The 20,921-nt window shown below is 55.1% G+C and carries 17 protein-coding genes, 1 tRNA gene and 1 pseudogene; 11 read left to right on the top strand and 8 right to left on the bottom strand.

The annotated features are described in order from the left end of the window. Positions 1–11: 11 nt before the first annotated feature. From spoT to recG, 3 genes are read left to right on the top strand one after another with little or no spacing between them, the layout of a single operon-like run. Positions 12–2,126, top strand: coding sequence for a bifunctional GTP diphosphokinase/guanosine-3',5'-bis pyrophosphate 3'-pyrophosphohydrolase (spoT, locus tag ECL_RS00550; protein WP_013094882.1), 2,115 nt, complete (start codon positions 12–14; stop codon positions 2,124–2,126). Positions 2,127–2,130: 4 nt separating this feature from the next. Next, a complete protein-coding gene (trmH, locus tag ECL_RS27535; RefSeq protein ID WP_020686483.1) occupies positions 2,131–2,820 on the top strand; it encodes a tRNA (guanosine(18)-2'-O)-methyltransferase TrmH in 690 nt (229 codons plus the stop codon). Positions 2,821–2,823: 3 nt separating this feature from the next. Then, a complete protein-coding gene (recG, locus tag ECL_RS00545; protein WP_013094879.1) occupies positions 2,824–4,905 on the top strand; it encodes an ATP-dependent DNA helicase RecG in 2,082 nt (693 codons plus the stop codon). Positions 4,906–4,907: 2 nt separating this feature from the next. On the opposite strand, the gene gltS is transcribed toward recG, so the two are convergent. Then, positions 4,908–6,110 carry a sodium/glutamate symporter gene (gene gltS, locus ECL_RS00540; protein WP_013094878.1) on the bottom strand — a complete coding sequence of 401 codons (1,203 nt, stop codon included), beginning with the start codon at positions 6,108–6,110 and terminating at the stop codon, positions 4,908–4,910. Between the two features lie 225 nt (positions 6,111–6,335). Between gltS and ECL_RS00535 the strand changes: the two genes are divergently transcribed. Together ECL_RS00535 and ECL_RS00530 are read left to right on the top strand one after the other, a co-directional pair. Next, positions 6,336–7,727, top strand: coding sequence for a nucleobase:cation symporter-2 family protein (locus ECL_RS00535; protein WP_013094877.1), 1,392 nt, complete (start codon positions 6,336–6,338; stop codon positions 7,725–7,727). Between the two features lie 119 nt (positions 7,728–7,846). After that, positions 7,847–9,550: an AsmA family protein gene (locus tag ECL_RS00530; RefSeq protein ID WP_013094876.1), complete on the top strand. Its 1,704-nt coding sequence runs from the start codon at positions 7,847–7,849 to the stop codon at positions 9,548–9,550. A 48-nt stretch (positions 9,551–9,598) separates the two neighbouring features. On the opposite strand, the gene yicI is transcribed toward ECL_RS00530, so the two are convergent. Continuing rightward, positions 9,599–11,917 carry an alpha-xylosidase gene (gene yicI / locus ECL_RS00525; RefSeq protein WP_013094875.1) on the bottom strand — a complete coding sequence of 773 codons (2,319 nt, stop codon included), beginning with the start codon at positions 11,915–11,917 and terminating at the stop codon, positions 9,599–9,601. A gap of 328 nt (positions 11,918–12,245) precedes the next feature. On the opposite strand from yicI, the gene ECL_RS00520 reads away from it, so the two are divergent. The 3 genes from ECL_RS00520 (at position 12,246) to ECL_RS00510 (ending at position 13,337) form a co-directional block, all read left to right on the top strand. After that, positions 12,246–12,340, top strand: a tRNA-Sec gene (locus ECL_RS00520). A gap of 240 nt (positions 12,341–12,580) precedes the next feature. Beyond that, the gene (locus tag ECL_RS00515) at positions 12,581–13,036 is read left to right on the top strand and encodes an RNase A-like domain-containing protein (RefSeq protein WP_052429245.1); all 456 of its coding nucleotides are present in this window, start codon (positions 12,581–12,583) and stop codon (positions 13,034–13,036) included. A gap of 7 nt (positions 13,037–13,043) precedes the next feature. Further along, positions 13,044–13,337: a contact-dependent growth inhibition system immunity protein gene (locus tag ECL_RS00510; protein WP_013094874.1), complete on the top strand. Its 294-nt coding sequence runs from the start codon at positions 13,044–13,046 to the stop codon at positions 13,335–13,337. A gap of 42 nt (positions 13,338–13,379) precedes the next feature. Here ECL_RS00510 and ECL_RS00505 read toward each other — a convergent pair whose 3' ends face one another. Next, on the bottom strand, positions 13,380–13,571 hold the full coding sequence (locus tag ECL_RS00505) for a toxin-antitoxin system HicB family antitoxin (RefSeq protein ID WP_028028019.1): 192 nt from the start codon (positions 13,569–13,571) through the stop codon (positions 13,380–13,382). 125 nt (positions 13,572–13,696) lie between these two features. Here ECL_RS00505 and ECL_RS00500 point away from each other — a divergent pair, with 125 nt between their 5' ends. Beyond that, entirely contained in the window at positions 13,697–14,038 is a 342-nt protein-coding gene (locus ECL_RS00500) for a SymE family type I addiction module toxin (protein ID WP_013094873.1), read from the top strand. A gap of 58 nt (positions 14,039–14,096) precedes the next feature. Continuing rightward, positions 14,097–15,125: pseudogene (locus ECL_RS00495) on the top strand (virulence RhuM family protein). On the opposite strand, the gene ECL_RS00490 reads toward ECL_RS00495, so the two are convergent. From ECL_RS00490 to ECL_RS00470, 5 genes are all read right to left on the bottom strand, one after another. Beyond that, positions 15,122–15,562 (bottom strand): GNAT family N-acetyltransferase, encoded by a 441-nt coding sequence (locus tag ECL_RS00490; protein ID WP_013094870.1) that lies wholly within the window; start codon positions 15,560–15,562, stop codon positions 15,122–15,124. The pseudogene ECL_RS00495 and the gene ECL_RS00490 sit on opposite strands and share 4 nt — an antisense overlap. A 530-nt stretch (positions 15,563–16,092) precedes the next feature. Continuing rightward, complete coding sequence (locus ECL_RS00485; protein WP_013094869.1) at positions 16,093–17,091, bottom strand: class I SAM-dependent methyltransferase; 999 nt, start codon at positions 17,089–17,091, stop codon at positions 16,093–16,095. Between the two features lie 85 nt (positions 17,092–17,176). After that, entirely contained in the window at positions 17,177–18,064 is an 888-nt protein-coding gene (locus ECL_RS00480) for a GlxA family transcriptional regulator (protein WP_013094868.1), read from the bottom strand. Positions 18,065–18,302: 238 nt separating this feature from the next. Further along, positions 18,303–18,785, bottom strand: a complete 483-nt coding sequence (locus tag ECL_RS00475; protein ID WP_013094867.1) for a hypothetical protein — start codon at positions 18,783–18,785, stop codon at positions 18,303–18,305. Position 18,786: 1 nt separating this feature from the next. Next, positions 18,787–19,578, bottom strand: a complete 792-nt coding sequence (locus tag ECL_RS00470) for a winged helix-turn-helix domain-containing protein (RefSeq protein WP_013094866.1) — start codon at positions 19,576–19,578, stop codon at positions 18,787–18,789. A 710-nt stretch (positions 19,579–20,288) separates the two neighbouring features. Here ECL_RS00470 and ECL_RS00465 point away from each other — a divergent pair. Further along, positions 20,289–20,891 (top strand): LuxR C-terminal-related transcriptional regulator, encoded by a 603-nt coding sequence (locus ECL_RS00465; protein ID WP_013094865.1) that lies wholly within the window; start codon positions 20,289–20,291, stop codon positions 20,889–20,891. The last annotated feature ends 30 nt before the right edge of the window (positions 20,892–20,921 follow it).

The following is a 20,921-nucleotide window of genomic DNA, read 5'->3' as shown; positions in this document are numbered from 1 at the left end:
GCGGGTCGCCCTTGTATCTGTTTGAAAGCCTGAATCAACTGATTCAAACCTACCTGCCTGAAGACCAGATTAAGCGTCTTCAGCAGGCTTATCTCGTTGCACGTGACGCTCACGAGGGCCAGACACGTTCAAGCGGTGAACCCTATATCACGCACCCGGTAGCGGTGGCCTGCATTCTGGCCGAGATGAAACTCGACTATGAAACGCTGATGGCCGCTCTGCTGCACGACGTGATCGAAGATACCCCTGCCACTTACCAGGATATGGAACAGCTGTTTGGCAAAAGCGTTGCCGAACTGGTGGAAGGGGTGTCCAAGCTTGATAAGCTGAACTTCCGCGACAAGAAAGAGGCGCAAGCCGAAAACTTTCGCAAGATGATTATGGCGATGGTGCAGGATATCCGTGTCATTCTCATCAAACTCGCTGACCGTACCCACAACATGCGCACGCTGGGCTCACTCCGCCCGGACAAACGTCGCCGCATTGCCCGTGAAACCCTCGAAATCTACAGTCCGCTGGCGCACCGTTTAGGTATCCATCACATTAAAACCGAGCTGGAAGAGCTGGGTTTTGAAGCGTTGTACCCGAACCGCTATCGCGTCATTAAAGAGGTGGTGAAAGCCGCCCGCGGTAACCGTAAAGAGATGATTCAAAAGATCCTCTCGGAAATTGAAGGACGTTTACAGGAAGCGGGCATTCCCTGTCGCGTGAGCGGTCGCGAAAAACACCTGTACTCTATTTACTGCAAAATGGTGCTCAAAGAGCAGCGTTTTCACTCGATAATGGATATCTACGCGTTCCGCGTGATCGTCCACGACGCCGACACCTGCTATCGCGTTCTAGGGCAGATGCACAGCCTCTACAAGCCGCGTCCAGGGCGCATGAAAGATTACATCGCCATACCAAAAGCGAACGGCTATCAATCTTTGCATACCTCGATGATCGGCCCGCATGGCGTCCCTGTTGAAGTGCAGATCCGCACAGAAGACATGGACCAGATGGCGGAGATGGGTGTCGCCGCGCACTGGGCCTATAAAGAGCATGGTGGTGAAAGCAGCACCACGGCACAAATCCGCGCCCAGCGCTGGATGCAGAGCCTGCTGGAGCTGCAGCAGAGTGCGGGGAGCTCGTTTGAATTTATCGAGAGCGTAAAATCCGATCTCTTCCCGGATGAGATTTACGTTTTCACGCCTGAAGGGCGTATTGTCGAACTGCCTGCGGGCGCGACCCCGGTCGACTTCGCGTATGCCGTGCATACCGATATCGGCCACGCCTGCGTAGGCGCACGCGTAGACAGACAGCCTTATCCGCTGTCTCAACCGCTCGCCAGCGGCCAGACAGTCGAAATCATCACCGCACCGGGCGCACGTCCAAACGCGGCCTGGCTGAACTTTGTTGTGAGCTCCAAAGCGCGCGCCAAAATCCGTCAGCTGCTGAAAAACCTCAAGCGTGATGACTCCGTCAGCCTTGGGCGTCGTCTGCTCAACCATGCGTTAGGTGGCAGCCGTAAGCTGGCAGAGATCCCACCAGAACATATCCAGCGTGAACTCGACCGGATGAAGCTCACCTCTCTGGACGATCTGCTGGCGGAAATTGGGCTGGGTAACGCCATGAGCGTCGTGGTGGCCAAAAACCTGCAGCAGGGCGAAGCAATACCTTCCGCACCTGGCGCATCCGGCCACGCGCATCTGCCGATCAAAGGCGCGGACGGGGTGCTTATCACCTTTGCGAAGTGTTGCCGTCCAATTCCTGGCGATCCGATTATTGCGCACGTCAGCCCGGGCAAAGGGCTGGTTATCCACCATGAATCTTGTCGTAACATCCGCGGCTATCAAAAAGAGGCGGAGAAGTTTATGGCGGTCGAGTGGGATAAAGAGACGGCGCAGGAATTTATCACCGAAATTAAGGTGGATATGTTCAACCACCAGGGTGCCCTGGCGAACCTGACGGCAGCGATCAACACGGCCTCTTCCAACATTCAGAGCCTGAATACGGAAGAAAAAGATGGCCGCGTATACAGCGCCTTTATTCGTCTGACCGCCCGCGACCGCGTGCATCTGGCAAATATTATGCGCAAGATCCGCGTCATGCCGGACGTCATTAAAGTCACCCGAAACCGAAACTAGTTTTATGAATGCACAACGTTATGCACGTATCTGCGAAATGCTCGCCAGGCGTCAGCCTGATCTGACGGTCTGCATGGAGCAGGTCCATAAACCTCATAACGTCTCTGCCATTGTCCGTACCGCAGACGCCGTCGGCGTGCATGAAGTGCACGCCGTCTGGCCCGGTGCCCGCATGCGCACCATGGCGTCGACAGCCGCAGGCAGTAACAGCTGGGTGTCCGTCAAAACCCATCAGACCATCGGAGAAGCCGTATCGCACCTGAAAGGTCGCGGTATGCAAATTCTTGCCACCAACTTGTCTGCCAAAGCGGTCGATTTCCGCGAGATCGACTACACCCGCCCGACCTGCATTTTGATGGGTCAGGAGAAAACCGGGATCACTCAGGAAGCGCTGGATCTGGCGGATCAGGACATCATCATCCCCATGATCGGCATGGTGCAGTCCCTGAATGTCTCTGTGGCCTCCGCCCTCATTCTGTATGAAGCCCAACGCCAGCGTCAGAACGCCGGGATGTACGAGCGCAGCAACAGCATGCTGCCGGAAGACGAACAGCAGCGCCTGCTGTTTGAAGGCGGCTATCCGGTGCTGGCTCGTGTTGCAAAGCAGAAAAAATTGCCTTACCCCCACGTCAACGCGCAGGGCGAAATTGAAGCCGATGCCGGGTGGTGGGCCACCATGCAGTACGCAGGGTAACCGATGAAAGGCCGCCTGCTGGATGCCATCCCGCTCAATAGCCTGACGGGCGTGGGCGCGGCACAAAGCAGTAAACTGGGCAAAATTGGCCTGCACACCGTGCAGGATCTCCTGCTCCACCTCCCCCTGCGTTATGAAGACCGCACGCAACTTTATAAGATTGGCGATCTGCTGCCCGCGATTTACGCCACCGTTGAGGGCGAGGTGCTGAACTGCAACATCACCTTTGGCGGCCGCCGGATGATGACCTGTCAAATCAGCGACGGCACCGGCATTCTCACCATGCGCTTTTTCAACTTCAACGCGGCGATGAAAAACAGCCTTGCGACGGGCCGCCGGGTGCTGGCATATGGCGAAGCCAAACGCGGGAAATATGGCGCAGAGATGATCCACCCGGAGTACCGCGTGCAGGGCGATCTCAGCACGCCGGAGCTGCAGGAGACGCTCACTCCGGTCTACCCGACAACGGAAGGTATCAAGCAGGCGACGCTGCGTAAGCTCACCGACCAGGCCCTGGAGTTACTCGATACCTGCGCCATCACCGAACTGCTAGCGCCTGAGCTGGCGCAGGGAATGATGAGCCTGCCGGAAGCGCTGCGTACGCTGCATCGCCCGCCGCCCACGCTGCAGCTCAGCGATTTAGAAAGCGGCAAACACCCTGCCCAACGGCGTCTTATCCTTGAGGAATTACTGGCGCATAACCTGAGCATGCTGGCGCTGCGCGCCGGTGCGCAGCATTTTCATGCCCAGCCCTTAAGCCCGCGTGATGAGCTCAAGGATAAGCTGCTGGCCTCCCTGCCGTTTAAACCTACCGGTGCCCAGGCGCGCGTCACCGCCGAGATCGAACGCGATATGGCGCTTGATGTGCCCATGATGCGCCTGGTGCAGGGCGATGTAGGCTCTGGTAAAACGCTGGTTGCCGCCCTGGCAGCCCTGCGCGCCATTGCCCACGGCAAGCAGGTGGCGCTGATGGCGCCGACGGAACTGCTGGCGGAGCAGCACGCGAATAACTTCCGCGCCTGGTTCGCCCCGCTGGGCATTGAGGTGGGCTGGCTTGCCGGAAAACAAAAGGGCAAAGCGCGTCTTGCGCAACAGGACGCCATCGCTCGCGGTGAGGTGCAGATGATTGTCGGCACCCATGCCATCTTCCAGGAGCAGGTGCAGTTTAACGGCCTCGCGCTGGTGATCATCGATGAACAGCACCGCTTTGGCGTGCATCAGCGCCTGGCGCTGTGGGAAAAAGGGCTGCAGCAGGGCTTCCATCCGCACCAGCTGATCATGACCGCCACGCCTATTCCGCGAACCCTGGCGATGACCGCCTACGCCGATCTGGACACCTCCACCATTGACGAGCTACCGCCGGGCCGTACGCCGGTCACGACGGTGGCCATCCCGGATACCCGCCGCAGCGACATCATCGATCGCGTGCGCAACGCCTGCACCCATGAAGGGCGTCAGGCGTACTGGGTCTGCACGCTGATTGAGGAGTCTGACCTGCTTGAAGCGCAGGCCGCAGAAGCAACGTGGGAAGAGCTGAAGCTGGCGCTACCGGAACTGAAGGTGGGCCTGGTGCACGGTCGCATGAAGCCCGCAGAAAAACAGGCCGTCATGCAATCCTTCAAACAGGGCGAGCTGCATTTGCTGGTCGCCACAACGGTGATCGAAGTGGGCGTGGATGTGCCAAACTCCAGCCTGATGATCATCGAAAACCCGGAGCGTCTGGGGCTTGCGCAGTTACACCAGTTGCGTGGCCGCGTGGGCCGTGGTGCGGTGGCCTCACATTGCGTTCTGCTCTACAAAGCCCCGCTCTCAAAAACCGCGCAGATGCGTTTGCAGGTACTGCGTGACAGCAACGACGGATTCGTCATTGCGCAAAAAGACCTGGAGATCCGTGGCCCGGGCGAGCTCCTGGGCACACGTCAGACCGGGAACGCTGAATTCAAAGTGGCAGATTTGCTGCGCGATCAGGCCATGATCCCTGAAGTTCAGCGCCTTGCCCGCCATATTCATGAACGCTACCCCGAACAGGCGGCAGCGTTAATTGAGCGCTGGATGCCGGAAACTGAGCGCTACTCCAACGCCTGATCTCAGGCGAACATCGGCAGCATCAGGTACAGCTTGATCACCAGCGCGTTGACGATATCAATAAAGAATGCCCCAACCATCGGTACCACCAGAAACGCCATGTGCGAAGGCCCGAAACGTTCGGTGATTGCCTGCATATTTGCGATTGCCGTTGGCGTGGCACCCAGACCAAACCCACAGTGCCCCGCCGCCAGCACCGCGGCATCGTAGTTTTTGCCCATCATGCGCCAGGTAACGAACATGGCATAGAGCGCCATAAACAGCGCCTGCACCGCCAGAATGGCTACCATCGGCAGCGCCAGCGACGCCAGTTCCCACAGCTTAAGGCTCATCAGGGCCATCGCCAGGAACAGCGACAGGCAGACGTTACCCAGCACCGAGACCGCACGTTCAAACACGCGATAGAAGCCCATCAGGGCCAGACCATTGCTCAGGATCACCCCGATAAACAGCACACAAACAAAGGTCGGCAGTTCAAAGGCCGTGCCCGCCAGCCATTGCGCAACCACTTTACCCAGCGTCAGACAGATGGCGATCATGGCGATGGTTTCAATCATCACCAGCGAGGTGATGGTGCGGCCAACGTCCGGCTTTTCGAACGCGGTGGGGACCAGTTCATCGTCCGGTCTGCCGTCCGGCGTGGTGGAGTGCTTCACCAGGTAGCGCGCTACCGGGCCGCCAATCAGACCGCCAAGCACCAGACCAAAGGTCGCGCAGGCCATCGCCACTTCCGTTGCGTTTTCAAAGCCATAGCGCTCGATAAACAGCTTACTCCACGCCGCCCCGGTACCGTGCCCGCCGGACAGAGTGATGGAGCCAGCCAGCAGACCCATCAGCGGATCCAGCCCCAGCAGAGACGCCATACCGATGCCGATGGCGTTTTGCATCAGCAGCAGACCAACCACGACAATCAGAAACACGCCCAGCACCTTACCGCCCGAGCGCAGGCTCGCCAGGTTGGCGTTCAGGCCGATAGTGGCAAAGAAGGCCAGCATCAGCGGATCTTTGAGGGACATATCGAAATCGATTTCCCAGCCCATGCTTTTTTTCAACACCAGCAGGGCCAGCGCCACCAGCAACCCACCGGCAACAGGTTCAGGAATGGTGTACTTTTTCAGAAAGGAAACACTGTGTACCAGCTTGCGACCAAGCAGAAGAACCAGCGTTGCGGCAACAAGGGTCGACAACGTATCGAGATGAATCATAAGAGGCTCCTGTTATGCGCGTGTTCCATACACACGCGGCGTTATCCTGGGCCGGCTTATGCTCGTCATGAGCCACCGGCGCGAAAAGTGTAATTTTTTTTTCCTCCACGTTGTAGAAAACCTGCTCATACCGGCAGATTTTCTCTCTTTTTTTTGCTGGCAATCGTTTGCTTTTACCAGGTGGTCAGATAAAATGCCCGCTTTTCCACCGTGGGATTACCGTCGATGTCCGTTAACAGCATAGAGTCTCCTGATGCGCAACCGATTGCGCAGAAGCAAAATAGCGAACTGATTTACCGTCTTGAAGACCGCCCACCGCTTCCGCAGACGCTCTTCGCTGCCTGCCAGCACCTTCTGGCCATGTTTGTTGCGGTGATCACCCCGGCACTGTTGATCTGTCAGGCGCTGGGTTTACCGGCTCAGGATACGCAGCACATCATCAGCATGTCCCTCTTCGCCTCCGGCGTGGCCTCAATTATTCAAATTAAAGCCTGGGGTCCGGTGGGGTCTGGCTTGCTGTCGATTCAGGGTACCAGTTTTAACTTTGTGGCACCGCTGATCATGGGCGGTACGGCGTTAAAAACCGGCGGGGCGGATGTCCCGACCATGATGGCGGCGCTGTTCGGCACGCTGATGCTGGCCAGCTGCACGGAGATGGTGATCTCCCGTGTTCTGCATCTGGCTCGCCGCGTGATCACCCCGCTGGTCTCGGGCGTGGTGGTGATGATTATCGGTCTGTCGCTGATTCAGGTGGGGCTGACCTCCATCGGTGGGGGTTATGCCGCAATGAGCGACCACACCTTTGGCGCACCAAAAAACCTGCTGCTGGCTGGCGTGGTGCTGGCCATCATTATTCTGCTCAACCGTCAGCGTAACCCGTACCTGCGCGTGGCCTCGCTGGTGATCGCCATGGCGGCCGGTTATCTGCTGGCGTGGGCGCTGGGCATGTTGCCGGAAAACACCGCGCCGACCAACAGCGCGCTGATCACCGTTCCTACTCCACTGTACTACGGCCTGGGCATTGACTGGGGTCTGCTGCTGCCGCTGATGCTGGTCTTTATGATCACCTCCCTGGAGACCATCGGCGATATCACCGCCACCTCCGATGTCTCGGAGCAGCCGGTGTCCGGCCCGCTGTACATGAAGCGTCTGAAAGGCGGCGTGCTGGCAAACGGTCTGAACTCCTTTGTCTCTGCCGTGTTTAATACATTCCCGAACTCCTGCTTCGGGCAGAACAACGGCGTGATCCAGCTGACCGGCGTGGCCAGCCGTTATGTCGGGTTTGTGGTGGCGCTGATGCTGATTATCCTTGGCCTGTTCCCGGCCGTGAGTGGTTTTGTGCAGCACATCCCTGAGCCGGTTCTGGGCGGAGCAACGCTGGTGATGTTCGGTACTATCGCGGCCTCGGGTGTGCGAATCGTCTCCCGCGAGCCACTGAACCGCCGCGCGATCATGATTATTGCCCTGTCGCTGGCCGTGGGTCTGGGCGTTTCTCAGCAGCCGCTGATCCTGCAGTTTGCCCCGGACTGGGTGAAAAACCTGCTCTCTTCCGGCATCGCCGCTGGCGGTATCACCGCTATCGTGCTGAACCTCGTTTTCCCGCCAGAGAAAAACTGATTGTCCTCACGGCAGGCTGTCAATGCCTGCCGTGACATCTCTTTACACCATTCCCGCCTTGAGCATTGCGCATAAATCGTGCATAACTCCTTTATGTACGTTTCGCGGGAAGGAAGACCATGAAATTTATTGGAAAGCTGCTCGTCTATCTTCTGGTAGCCCTGCTCCTTGTGCTGCTGGCACTCTATTTTCTACTTCAGACCCGCTGGGGTGCGTCACAGGTCAGCAGTTGGGTAACGGTGAACACCGATTACGAACTCAGTTTCGACCTGATGGACCACCGCTTTTCGTCGCCTTCCCACATCCTTCTGGAAAACGTCACCTTTGGTCGCGACGGTCAGCCCGCCACACTGGTGGCTAAAAAAGTCGATATTGGTCTTGGCAGCCGACAGCTCACCGATCCACTGCATATGGACACCATCACCCTGGTCGATGGCACGCTGAACCTCTCTCCGCAGACCGCGCCGATGCCCTTCCAGGCAGACCGTCTGCAGTTGAACAACATGGCCTTCAACAGCCCCAACACGGAGTGGGATTTAAGCGCGCAAAAAGTGACGGGCGGTGTCAGCCCGTGGCAGCCAGAAGCGGGTAACGTGCTGGGCAAAAATGCGCAGATCCAGATGAGCGCGGGTTCGCTCACCCTGAACGGGGTACCGGCCACTAACGTGCTGATCCAGGGCCAGCTGAACGGCAAGGAGGTGGTGCTGAACACCATCGGCGCCGATATGGCGCGCGGCTCGCTTACCGGCTCCGCCCTGCGCAACGCCGACGGAAGCTGGGTCATCGACACCATGCGCCTGAACGAGATCCGCCTGCAGAGCGATAAAACGCTGCTGGATTTCTTCTCGCCGCTCAATACCATCCCCTCCTTGCAGATTGGCCGCCTTGAGGTCACCGATGCGCGCCTGCAGGGGCCAGACTGGGCCGTAACCGATCTGGATCTCAGCCTGCGCAACCTGACGCTGAGCAAAGGAGACTGGCAGAGCCTGGACGGGCGTTTATCCATGAATGCCAGCGAATTTATTTACGGCTCGCTGCATCTGTTCGACCCGATCCTGAATGCGGAATTCTCTCCGCAGGGCGTGGCGCTGCGCCAGTTCACCTCCCGCTGGGAAGGGGGCATGGTGCGCACCTCCGGCAACTGGCTGCGCGACGGTAAAGCGCTGGTACTGGACGATGTCGCCGTCGCCGGGCTGGAGTACACCCTGCCGCAGAACTGGAAAACGCTGTGGATGGATCCGCTGCCGGAATGGCTGAACAGCGTGACGCTGAAGAAGTTCGGCCTGAGCCGCAACCTGGTGATCGACATTGATCCCGCGTTCCCGTGGCAGATCACCTCTCTTGATGGCTATGGGGCTAACCTGCAGCTGGCGCAGGACCACAAATGGGGCGTATGGGGCGGCAGCGCCACGCTAAACGGCGCAGCAGCCACCTTTAACCGCGTGGACGTGCGACGTCCGTCGCTGGCGCTGAACGCTAACGCCGCCACGGTCAATATCACCGATCTGAGCGCCTTTACCGAGAAAGGCATTCTGGAAGCCACCGCGACGGTTTCTCAGCTTGCGCAACGACAGACCACGGTGAGCCTGAACGGGCGCGGCGTGCCGCTCAACATCCTGCAGCAGTGGGGCTGGCCCGCGCTGCCGGTGAGCGGCGACGGCAACATTCAGCTGACAGCCAGCGGGAGTGTGCAGGCGAATACCCCGCTGAAGCCAACGGTAAATGGCAAGCTGAGCGCGGTAAATATGGATAAACAGCAGGTTCAGCAGACCATGACGGGTGGTGTAGTTTCAACACCACCCTCACCCCAGCCCTCTCCCTGAAAGGGAGAGGGAGTAAACCATTCCCTCGCCCCTTTGGGGTGAGGGGAATTAAAGGTGAACCACCACCTCATCCCCCTCCGCGTCCACCACCACGCCCCACTCGCTGCCCGCGTATGAGCCACCTTTCACACCACTCACCTTCTGCACGTTGCGCAAGCATACCGACCAGTTCCGCGCGTCACCCGCGCCGGTAAGGGTCACAGTGTCGCCCTTGCGTGACGCCTTCAGCGTAAACGCCACGGAGCCGTCAGCCGCAGGCACCTCGCTCACCGCCGTTGCGCCCTCATCCAGGTTAAACAGCTGGAAGGCCGTGCCCTCATTCCAGGCGTAGTCCGGTTTGTGCTTGTTGTTACCCAGCGCCAGCAGGGTATTGTCGCGCACATAAACCGGCAGGCTCATGAAATCGTGCTGCTGCTTATGCCAGCGACAGCCCTGAACCTCATCGTTGTGCCACAAGTGCGTCCAGCGACCTTCCGGCAGGTAAAACTGCACCTCACCCGCCTCGGAGAACACCGGCGCCACCATCAAGGCATCCCCCAGCATGTACTGACGGTCGAGATAGTCACACGCCGGATCGTCCGGGAACTCCAGCATCATCGCCCGCAGCATCGGCGTGCCGCACTCCCGTGCCAGCGCCGCCTGACGGTAGAGGTACGGCATCAGCTGGCATTTCAGCTGCGTAAAGTGGCGCACCACGTCACAGGACTCATCATCGTACGCCCACGGCACCCGGTAGGATTTGCTGCCATGCAGGCGGCTGTGGCTGGAGAACAGCCCGAACGCGCACCAGCGTTTGTAGACGTGCGCCGGGGCGGTGTTTTCGAACCCGCCGATATCGTGGCTCCAGAACCCGAAGCCGGACAGACCAATCGACAGCCCGCCGCGCAGGCTTTCCGCCATTGATTCATAGTTGGCATAGCAGTCGCCGCCCCAGTGCACCGGGAACTGCTGTGCGCCGACGGACGCCGAGCGCGCAAACAGCACCGCCTCCTCCTCGCCTACCGTCTCTTTCAGCACGTTCCACACCAGCGCGTTATAGATGAAGGCGTAATGGTTGTGCATCTTCTGCGGATCGGAACCGTCAAACCACTGCACATCCGTCGGGATACGCTCGCCGAAATCGGTTTTGAAGCAGTCCACGCCAATCTCCACCAGGCCCTTCAGCTTGTCGGCGTACCACCGGCACGCGTCCGGATTAGTGAAGTCGTAAATCGCCAGCCCGGGCTGCCATTTGTCCCACTGCCACACGCTGCCATCCGGGCGCTTCAGCAGATAACCTTTCTCTTTCAGCTCGTTAAATACCGGCGATTTCTGGCCGATGTACGGGTTGATCCACACGCAGACCTTCAGCCCTTTCTCTTTCAGGCGGCGGATCATCCCTTCTGGATCCGGGAAGGTCACCGGGTCCCACTCAAAATCACACCACTGGAAGGCCTTCATCCAGAAGCAATCAAAATGGAAGACGTGCAGTGGCAGGTCGCGTTCGGCCATGCCGTCGATGAAGCTGTTCACCGTCGCTTCGTCGTAGTTAGTGGTAAACGAGGTGGTGAGCCACAGGCCGAAGGACCACGCCGGCGGCAGCGCCGGACGACCGGTGAACTGCGTGTAGCGGTCCAGGACCGCTTTTGGCGTCGGGCCGTCGATCACAAAATACTCCAGATATTCGCCCTCGACGCTGAACTGTACTTTGGAGACCTTCTCCGAGCCGATTTCAAACGACACATTTTCCGGATGGTTGACCAGCACGCCGTAGCCGCGGTTGGTGAGATAGAACGGAATGTTTTTGTAGGACTGCTCGGTGCTGGTGCCGCCGTCGCGGTTCCAGGTATCGACCTGCTGACCGTTGCGCACCAGGGCGGTAAAGCGCTCACCGAGGCCATAAACTGTTTCCCCGACGCCCAGATCCAGACGTTCGAACAGATAGTTGCGATTCGTGTTGCTGTCCTGCACGTAGCCGTTGTTTTTCAGTTCACTGCCGGTGATCCGCTGGCCGTTACGCAGAAAATCGAGCGCCCAGAATTCGCCTTTGGTGACGCGCACGCTGAGATTACCGCTTTTCAGCTCGGCGTATTCGGCGTTATTTACCGTCTCGACCCTTACGTCCTTCAGCACGTTGAGCGGATAGTGCGGGCCTTTGTCCTGCGCCCCCTGGAAGTGCTCGATGCGCACCCCGACAATCCCTTCCTGCGGTGCGAAGAGCCGGACGGTGAACATCAACGTATCGAGTTGCCACGCGCGTTCCCGGACGTCACGCGGTGCCACATACACCACCAGGTCATTGCCCTGCTGCTCCACATCGAACACCTGGACCGGATACGTCACGGTCAGGCCAGGTTGAATAAGCCAGTTTCCATCACTGATTTTCATACTTTCGTCCTCCTGGTTCTGTAATCCTTTGCTGGCCGCCAGATGCCTGCCGTGTGGCGATACGGGCACTGAGACCGGTTACAGAGGTTTTAAACCATTGTTTCAGGAGCGAGTATTGCGTTTTCTGGTTAGCAAATTACGTTTCTTGTTTTTTGTGATCGGGGTAAATGTCGCGGAGCACGAAATGCTAACCTGAGGATTTTCTTAAGAATTAACTGAAATGGGGGTGTTCAGGTCAAAAGAGAGGTGAAAAAAGTGTGTCGGGGTATGTGGTAAATGTCTGAAAGTAGCTATAATGCGCCCCGCCTCCATGTAGCAATGCAGGCGCGGAAGATCGTCATCTCCGGTGAGGTGGCTGGACTTCAAATCCAGTTGGGGACGCCAGCGTTCCCGGGCAGGTTCGACTCCTGTGATCTTCCGCCAAAAGTTCGTCCGCAACTATCCGAGAAAGTCTAAAAAATCTCTATTTTCCTTCGCATTATTATTCACTGAACCGTAGCAGTCCGACGAGCTATCTTTGAATCTATATTAAATAATAGTCGATCCTTTTACATCTACTGTTATTTCATAATTTAACAAGAAAGACAGATTAGGAATTTATTCTTACCAAACGAAGATATTTATGGTTATTATCGGGTAAGGATATGGTGATGGAATTATATTATGGAAGAAAGTGGAATGACCGTCGTTATGTCACCGGTACAACTGGCGGCGGTGCTTTCAGATAAGAGCGTGACAGAAGAGGAAACGCTGAGTAACCGATTGCTGAGGGGGCTTGGCGTTTTACCTGGAGCAGTAGAAACGGATAATGAGTTACTTGCCCGATTCGAGCAGAATAAGCGACTCATAATGTCTTCAACATTTAAAAATTTAAACGTTGCAGAAAGCGTTATATCAAGAGCAATATATTATAATCGAGCAAATATAAAATCATTACTTGGCGGCGGAAACAGAGGGGGGCGCCTCACTATCGTTTACCCGGCAGGTCAGGAGATTGGATATGGGTTTTCACGAGGTAGTACACAGCGTATCAGCATGCGAAGTGTGAGGATTGTTATTGAGCTGAAAGAATATAATGGTAAGCCTTACTATATCCTTACTGCATTCCCGACCCCGTAGGTGAATTATGCAAAATTTCTATCATCTTGATCAGTTGATTCATGGTTACTTCAATCAGGATTATGACCTCATTAATGATGGTGAGGATACAATTGAGGGAATAATTGGGCTATTTAAAAAGACGGCACCTGGTTGGTTGTTAAAAGAGCTAGCCGAAGAGATTGATACTTTCATTGAGTGTTACGGAGACAAGCTGGATGATGAGTTCAAAAGCCGATATGGATTTGATTTTTCGCCTGAGCTGTGGGAGACGACCTCTTACGACTTCCTGATGACGGTGCGCAGACTTGCCCTTGCTTAGCAACCGCGACTCATTGTCGAAGTGCGATGAACCCGTAGTGAATTATCCCTTTGGCTCCAGGCCTTTTCGTCGTAAAGCCTCCCTCGCCAGTTCCTTCAACCAACTGGCGAGACTCACCCCTTCCTCAGCCGCCACAGCATCCAACTGCTCCTTCAATGCCGGATCAATACGCATCTTAAATTGCGGGGACTGCCCACCGCCTTTTGGTTTTTTTTCGCGCGATATGATTGACATGAGGCCACCTATCCATCTACTCTGAGCCATATAGGAGGCCACCTAAACCTCCTCTACTAGCAACGCTCCGATGTGCGGGAACACAACAGGAGCGTCTAACCTCACCAACTATCAAGGAGTTGATTATGGCTGATTCGCATTCTACCCCAGACACCGACCAATCCGGAACCGAGCGTTCGTTAATTGTGGGATACCGCCCGAATGTTTTCGACAAATCCACGCCCAATATAATTCTGTCCGGTAAATGGCTACGCACAGCAGGGTTTGAAACCGGACATCAGGTGACCGTAAAGGTGATGAAAGGATGCATCGTTCTGGTGGCGTATAACGAGCAGGAGCAGAGGTTGCAGGATGATTATAAACGGACGAAAGCAAAGCTTATTGAGATAGAGAACGCGCTTACAGCCATCCAAACTCCGCGTGCTGGAAAGCGCCTCGCAAAAACAAATACAAACCACCTGGCTTAGCGGCTGTTTCTGGCATACTACGAACTTACCGACATCAACCTTATAGGGTGGGGGCAGCATGACATATGAAGAATTAATCAATTCACCAGCCGATGAGTTCGTCATGTTTGCCAGCAAGGATGGAAAAGTTCGCATTGAATGCCGCTTCGAAAGCGATACTTTGTGGCTCTCACAGGCTACGATCTGTGAGTTATACGGCAAAGCCAAAGCAACGATCAGTGGACATATCAAGAATATTTTTGATGAGGGTGAGCTGGTCGAAAATTCAGTTGTTCGGTTTTACCGAACAACTGCCAACGATGGTAAAGTATATAACGTTCAATATTTTAGCCTGCCCGTCATTCTCGCCATCGGCTATCGCGTCCGCTCCACGCGAGGAACACAGTTCCGCCAGTGGGCCACCCAAACGCTGCAGGAATATCTGGTAAAAGGCTTCGTTATGGACGACGAGCGCCTGAAAAACCCGCCTGTGGGATCATCCGCCGTACCTGACTATTTCGATGAAATGCTGGAACGCATTCGCGATATACGGGCCAGCGAACGCCGGGTTTATCTCCGTGTGAGGGAGATTTTTGCATTAGCCGCTGACTATCAGCCGTCACTCAAAGAAACCACGTAATTCTTCCAGACCATCCAGAATAAACTGCATTTTGCCTGCACCGGCCTTACCGCCGCTGAGTTGATTCACCAGCGTGCGGACGCCACGCAACCGTATATGGGGCTGACCAGCTATAAAGGCGAAGAAGTCCGTAAAAGCGATGTCACCACAGCAAAAAATTATCTGTCTCAGGATGAAGTCAGCGAACTAAATCGTGTCGTTAATATGTGGCTCGACTTTGCTGAAGATCAGGCCAAACGCCGCAAGCAGGTATTTTTACGAGACTGGCAAACCAAACTCGATCAGTTCCTGCAATTTAACGACCGGGACGTTTTAGAAGGCGCAGGCAAAATCAGCAAAAAAGCGGCGGATGAAAAGGCGTGTTCAGAATACATTGAGTATGAAAAGAAGCAGCGCCTGCTGAAAGAAGCCGAGGGAGAGAAAGATATTGTCGGCTTATTAAAATGGGATAAGCAGGCTAAGCGCTAATCCCGATTCAACCGCATATGCAGCAACGGAAACGGATTCCCCTGCCCATCAACCTCTGAGCGGCCGACCTGCACAAACCCCATATGGCGATAAAACGCGACGCCCTGCGGGTTTTGCTCATTCACATCCACTTCGTTTACGCCAAACTCTGCGATGGCATAGTGCAGCAGTAATTTCCCCACGCCCTTTCCCCGGCTCGCATCATCAACAAACAGCATTTCAATGCGGTTTTCATCCACGCCTAAAAAGCCGTGGATAACACCTGCATCATCGCGGGCCATCACGACGGTGAGGTTTGGCAGATACGCGTTGAGCAATAGCGGGCGCAGAGCCGCGATATCGCTTTCCTGTAAAAAGTGATGGGTAGCGCGAACGGAGGATTCCCAGATTGCGACCAGGCGTTCGAAGTGTGAGGAATGTGCGGTTTCTATTTTCATGAGGGGATCATGTTTGGAAAACCGAACTAATGCAAGTCACGCTGTGCGTGCTGCTCCCCCTCATCCTCTCCCACAGGGCTGAGGGATCCCCAGTAATTTTTTTACCGAAAGCGGCGAATGTTGTTTCAGGAAAATGAATGACTTATAGCGACGTCCTGGTCCGGCTGTAAATCGCTGAGGCGTTTCCTGCAGGCCGGGGCGAGGCGCATGGATGCGCCGAGAGGGCGGCTTTACAGGGACGTTACATCCGCCCGTCCCCGATAAGCCGGAAGGAATAAGCCGAGGGCACCGCGAAGCGGCGATTTACCGCCGGGAGCCCGGGTCGCCAGGGCGGCGGCGATTGAGCCGCCCTGGCACGTTCACAAGTCATGCCGTTACAGAGTAGCAAGGAACATAAAGTGAACGGAATGACCTCTACAGCCATATGTTCCCCCCTCACCCCAACCCTCTCCCTCAAGGGAGAGGGGGTCCTCCGTGCAGGCATTATTTTGTGGGGAACCCTCACCCACAGGGAGAGAGAACCGATCGCGCTAAACCTTCACCTCCATCACCGCGTATACCCCATCCTTTGGTACCACCACGGTGACATTCTCCACCGGCACGCCCGCCGCGAGGTGGATATCCTGCAACTGTTGCAACGACCTGGGATGGATGTCCTCCCAGCCAATACCGCGCAGCACAAAGTCGATCTGCGGGCTGCTGGTCAGCATATTCGACACAATCACCGCCCCGCCGGGCTTCACCAGCCGCAGCGCGCGCTGCAGGAAAGTCACCGCATCGGTATCGTTGAAGTATTCAAATATGCCCAGCGCGTCGACCAGTTCGGCCTGATGCTCGCCCAGCTCCAGCAGTAAATCGTCGTTACGCACCAGCGTATGCAGCAGGTTGCGCCTGAGCAGCGTCAGCTGTTCGCCCACAACCAGCCCCTCCTGCGCGGCCATGGTCTCGGCCCAGCTCAGCGCGACGGGGTCTTTATCTACCAGCGTCAGGTACACCTGTTGACCGTCGAGCTTTGCGTTGCGCAGCGCCTCCAGCACGGGAATGGCCGCCCCGCTGGCCAGGCTCACCCAGTTGTTCTCGCTCTCGTTATGGATGTACTTCTCTACCAGCGCAGCCAGCACTTTTGCGCGGGAGCGAACGCCGATGGCGTCGTTAGCGTGAATAAACCACTGGCGGCTGTCGCTGTCCATTTTCGTGCCTTCGGGGAGGCGCTCCTCCAGCGGATTTTGCACCACAAACAGCGCCAGCGCAGTGGGAACCAGCCGGGCACGCCACGCGAGAAGCGCAGGCCGGTTGCGAAAAGCCTGTTCGGAGTAACGGTTCTGCGGGACAAGCACCGCATGCCCGCCCTCTTCGTATTCAATCAGCGGAGGGCGAAGCGCCGGGTCGGCTTTCAGCGCCTGGTTAAGCGCGTTGATCTCCCGGGCAGTCTCGTCTTTCATCGGCCACTGGTCGCTGACATCAGGAAATGAGGCGCTGAAAATGGTCATATTTCCCGGTGCGCTGCCGCGAAAAGGCTGCCAGTTCATGTCATCGTCCCCCCGTTGGGCTTTTAACGGAAGTGTATCCAGGCAAACCAGTAATACCCTACGAAGAAAGCACGAAATCGGGGCATTAGCTCTGCGACGTGCGCCACACCCCAGGCGTACAGCCGTACTCAAGCTGGAAATGACGGATAAAATGGGCGCAGTCGCTAAAGCCCATCCGCCGCGCAATGTCCGTGACGCTTTGCTGCGAGTTCTTCAACAGCCAGCAGGCATAGCGCAGTCTGGCGCTGCGGATAAATTCACGTGCCGTTTTACCAAACTCAGCATGAAACAGGCGATTAAGCTGACGCTCGCTCAGCTTGACGTCCTGGGCCAGCCCGGCGGCGCTAAGCGGGCGTGTCAGGTACTGTTCGATGATCATGACCGCTCTGCGCAGCCGCGAGTCCGGGATCAGCGCAATATTGGCAGGCCGCGGGGTAGTAACAGCGTGCGGTGAGAGCGATAAACGCCGTGACGTGGTGGCGGCAATATCGTCGCCCGCATGGGCGCGAATCAGCGCCGTGGTTAGCGTCAGCGTCGAGATCCCGCCCGGGCAGGTCAGCACATCGCCTTCATCGATAAAATCCAGCCCCTGCTCGGCATAAACCTGCGGAAACCGTTGCGTGAAGACGTCATGATGATAAGGATGGATCGAGGCGCGCCGTTCATTGAGGATCCCCTCTTCCGCCAGGATAAAGCTCCCGGTGCCAATACCGATCAGCGGAATGGCGTTGTGATGCGCCTCTGCAAGAAATGCCCGGTCGTCCGGGAGCCCCTTATCCAGATCCTCCAGGCTTCCGCCAATCACGGCAATATAGTCGTATTCCCCCGGAGTAAGATGCGCGGCTTCAGGCTGCACGCTAATACCGGCGTTGCTGGTGATGGGCAATTCCGCCCGGGTGCTTATCAGACTGAGTTTGAACGCGATTTTCTGTCTGGTTTTTTGTACACAGGACGCCGTACGTAACGCCTCCATTAACCCCGATAGGGCTAATAACGAAAAATGGGGCCACAGAAATAAACCGATATGCAGGGGTTTATTTCGTGCAGAACCACGCCTGCATGAGTCATCAGTTAAAGTTTTCATTACCTTGCCAAAAAATATTAATTACATTATCGCAACATATTGTGTTGCTCTTATATTACTCTAAGATATTTCTTAGCGGTTCAATAAAGTATAAATGATGACCACAAAACAGCAACGCTTTTCCCGTTCAGCCCTCCGTTTTTGAGGGGTGGCACACATAGGTCGGTAACGTCCCCAGAATGAATAAATAATTATCATTCTGCTGTTTCTTAATTCGCATATAAATACTCTCGTTGGGGTAGATGAAAAATAACGGTTCGTACTTCTCCAGCCAGCTGTCGCTCACGTCATCATCGGGGAATTTGATATTGCGGACAGATCGCATGTAATAGACATTATCTTTGCGCTCTACCTGAAAGAATATTTTACGATTAAAGGTTTTACCCGGATCGCTCTTCACCCGACCGTTCATGCTGAGCGTGCCGTTGTTACCGTCCACCGTATAATTTAGCCACAGGGTCAGTGTCTCTTCAGGATGGTGCTGAATAAAGTTCACCTGACAGGCAAAAGGGTGAATGTAATAACGCTGCCACAGATAATAACCAGCGGCTAACGCCCCCACCAGCAGGCACAAACAGAGCGTTAACAGCGTTTGACGGTAACGAGCCATATTAATGATCCTGAATAAAGTAATCTGACATACAACGGTTTGGTTCCGTCATTGCCCGGTCGCAGCGGATCACCGAAGCACGCGGCAACAGGCTATATCCACTGATATAGATCCAGGGATAGCTGCTGCATTCATCTTTAAATGGCGCAGCATAGGCCAGCGCTTTTTCCCTGTCCTGCGGCGTCTCGATATCGCGGGCAAAATAGAGCCGACACTCTCCCATCATTGTCGTGAAGCGGTAACCGTCCACAAAATAGCTGTCATGTGGCCGACTATAGCTGATGACGCTCACGCTAACGATTAACAGCAGCGCCAGCAGTGCGCCCACCAGCCAGAAGCGACGTTTCGCAACCGGAGCAACGGGAGTGACAGAAGCCACGGGCTGCGGTACGCCAGCCTCTTCCTGAACGGTCTGGACCGGCGCTTCTGGCTCTGCCAAGGGCAACTGCGCCTCTTTAATCGTAATTTGCGTATCGCTTGCCAGCGTCAGGCCAATCCGGGGGATCGTGACGATTGGATCGGTTTCAAACCCGGCTTTTTTCAGCCCCTTACGCAGAATAGAGATATTCTGGTAATAGGTATTCGGCGACACCATCATTCCCCGACGCTGCCAGACAATGTCCATACACTCCTGTTGAGTGACAATACTCCCGGCTCTTTCAATCAATAACAGCAAACAACGTCCGGCAGGCGAGTTTAATACCACCACCTGTTCAGGATTATTGAGGTCGCGTAATGTGCTGGCCGCAGGATGAAACTCGACGATGCCATTAATGATATAATACTTATGCATAAGACTCGTTAAATACCTCCTGTAAACGCCGGTTTAAGGATTAATGTGACCGATAAACCCGCGTCTGTATATCCTGGCGCCTGGCGAAAAATCTTATTTTTATTTTTTCTTAACCGCTTATCTGAAGTTCTCTTAACCGCCTTTTTGGCCATATGAGATCTGGCAAAGCACCTGAAAATGCCTCATGCTACCTTTCCCCACGCGGACTTGACACTGACAAAACTCGACAAAACGGCGAATTGAACGCTTCGGCCATCCGTGTCTGAATTATTCAGAGACCTTTATTCACTTTTTCCGAGGAAACCAGACAAGACGCGGCCTGTCGGCAATTTAAGTCATCTCAAACTCGTCTAAAAGCCCCGTCATAATTAACAGTTTCACCCTGAAATTGTTAGCAGAAGTAAGTAACACGGCGGAATACCTGACATCACCAGACAATTTCCTTACAAAACATTTAGTAAAGCCAACTTTTCATTAAAAAGTGTCGGTATGATTAATTACAGGCAAATATGAGGCAGCCGGTACGGCAGGGAGATAATGAAGAAATCCGTTTAGATCAACTTAATACAAATTAAGATTAATTCAGATTACCTGTTTCGCACTATCCGTATAGTGACTCCATACCGTGCAATGCTTAATTGCTTCGAAAATACAGGCATCGTTCTGCCAGACGGACGAGCCTCATTACAATTATAAATCGAGGGAATAACATGGCGAATAAAACCGGAAATAAACGTCATTTAACAACCGCACTGTTGGGAGGCGATCACTTTTCACGTCAGGGGATCGCCGCGGTATTAAAAAACATGGTTCCTGAAATGCAGGTAATAGCATCAAGCGATGATTATTCATTAATGGAAACCGTGTTTTTAACCACCCCCGTTGATGTCATTTTTTTATCCGGCACGGAAAAATATCACGCGGGATTTGATTGCCTGAAATATATAAAAAACATCAAATCCCGCCAGCCTGACGTCCTTATTTGTATGTATTCCGCGCCAGCCAATTCCTGGCTGTGGATACGCGGCGATATAGATGCCTATATCTCGCTGCAGGAGCCACTTTATCACTGGCGAGCCAGCTTATTAAAAATGGTCGATAGCCGATATCGCCCAAAAAAGAAACCCACGGCGTTATCGCTAACGCCGGGCGAATGGCGAGTATTGAAGGATCTGCGAAAAGGTCTGGATATGCGTTATATCGCCGAAACAGAGCAGCTTTCTTACCGCCGCGTCAGCGCGTTAAAAAGCTCAGCGATAAGAAAACTTGGGCTCAGAAATAAGACAGATTTGCTGGTCTTTTTAACCAGTTAGATCTGTCGACCAAGAGCACAACCCGACATA

The organism is Enterobacter cloacae subsp. cloacae ATCC 13047 (assembly GCF_000025565.1).
In the GTDB taxonomy this organism is placed as follows: Bacteria; Pseudomonadota; Gammaproteobacteria; order Enterobacterales; family Enterobacteriaceae; genus Enterobacter; species Enterobacter cloacae.
This window is presented reverse-complemented; position numbering and strand designations above follow the sequence as displayed.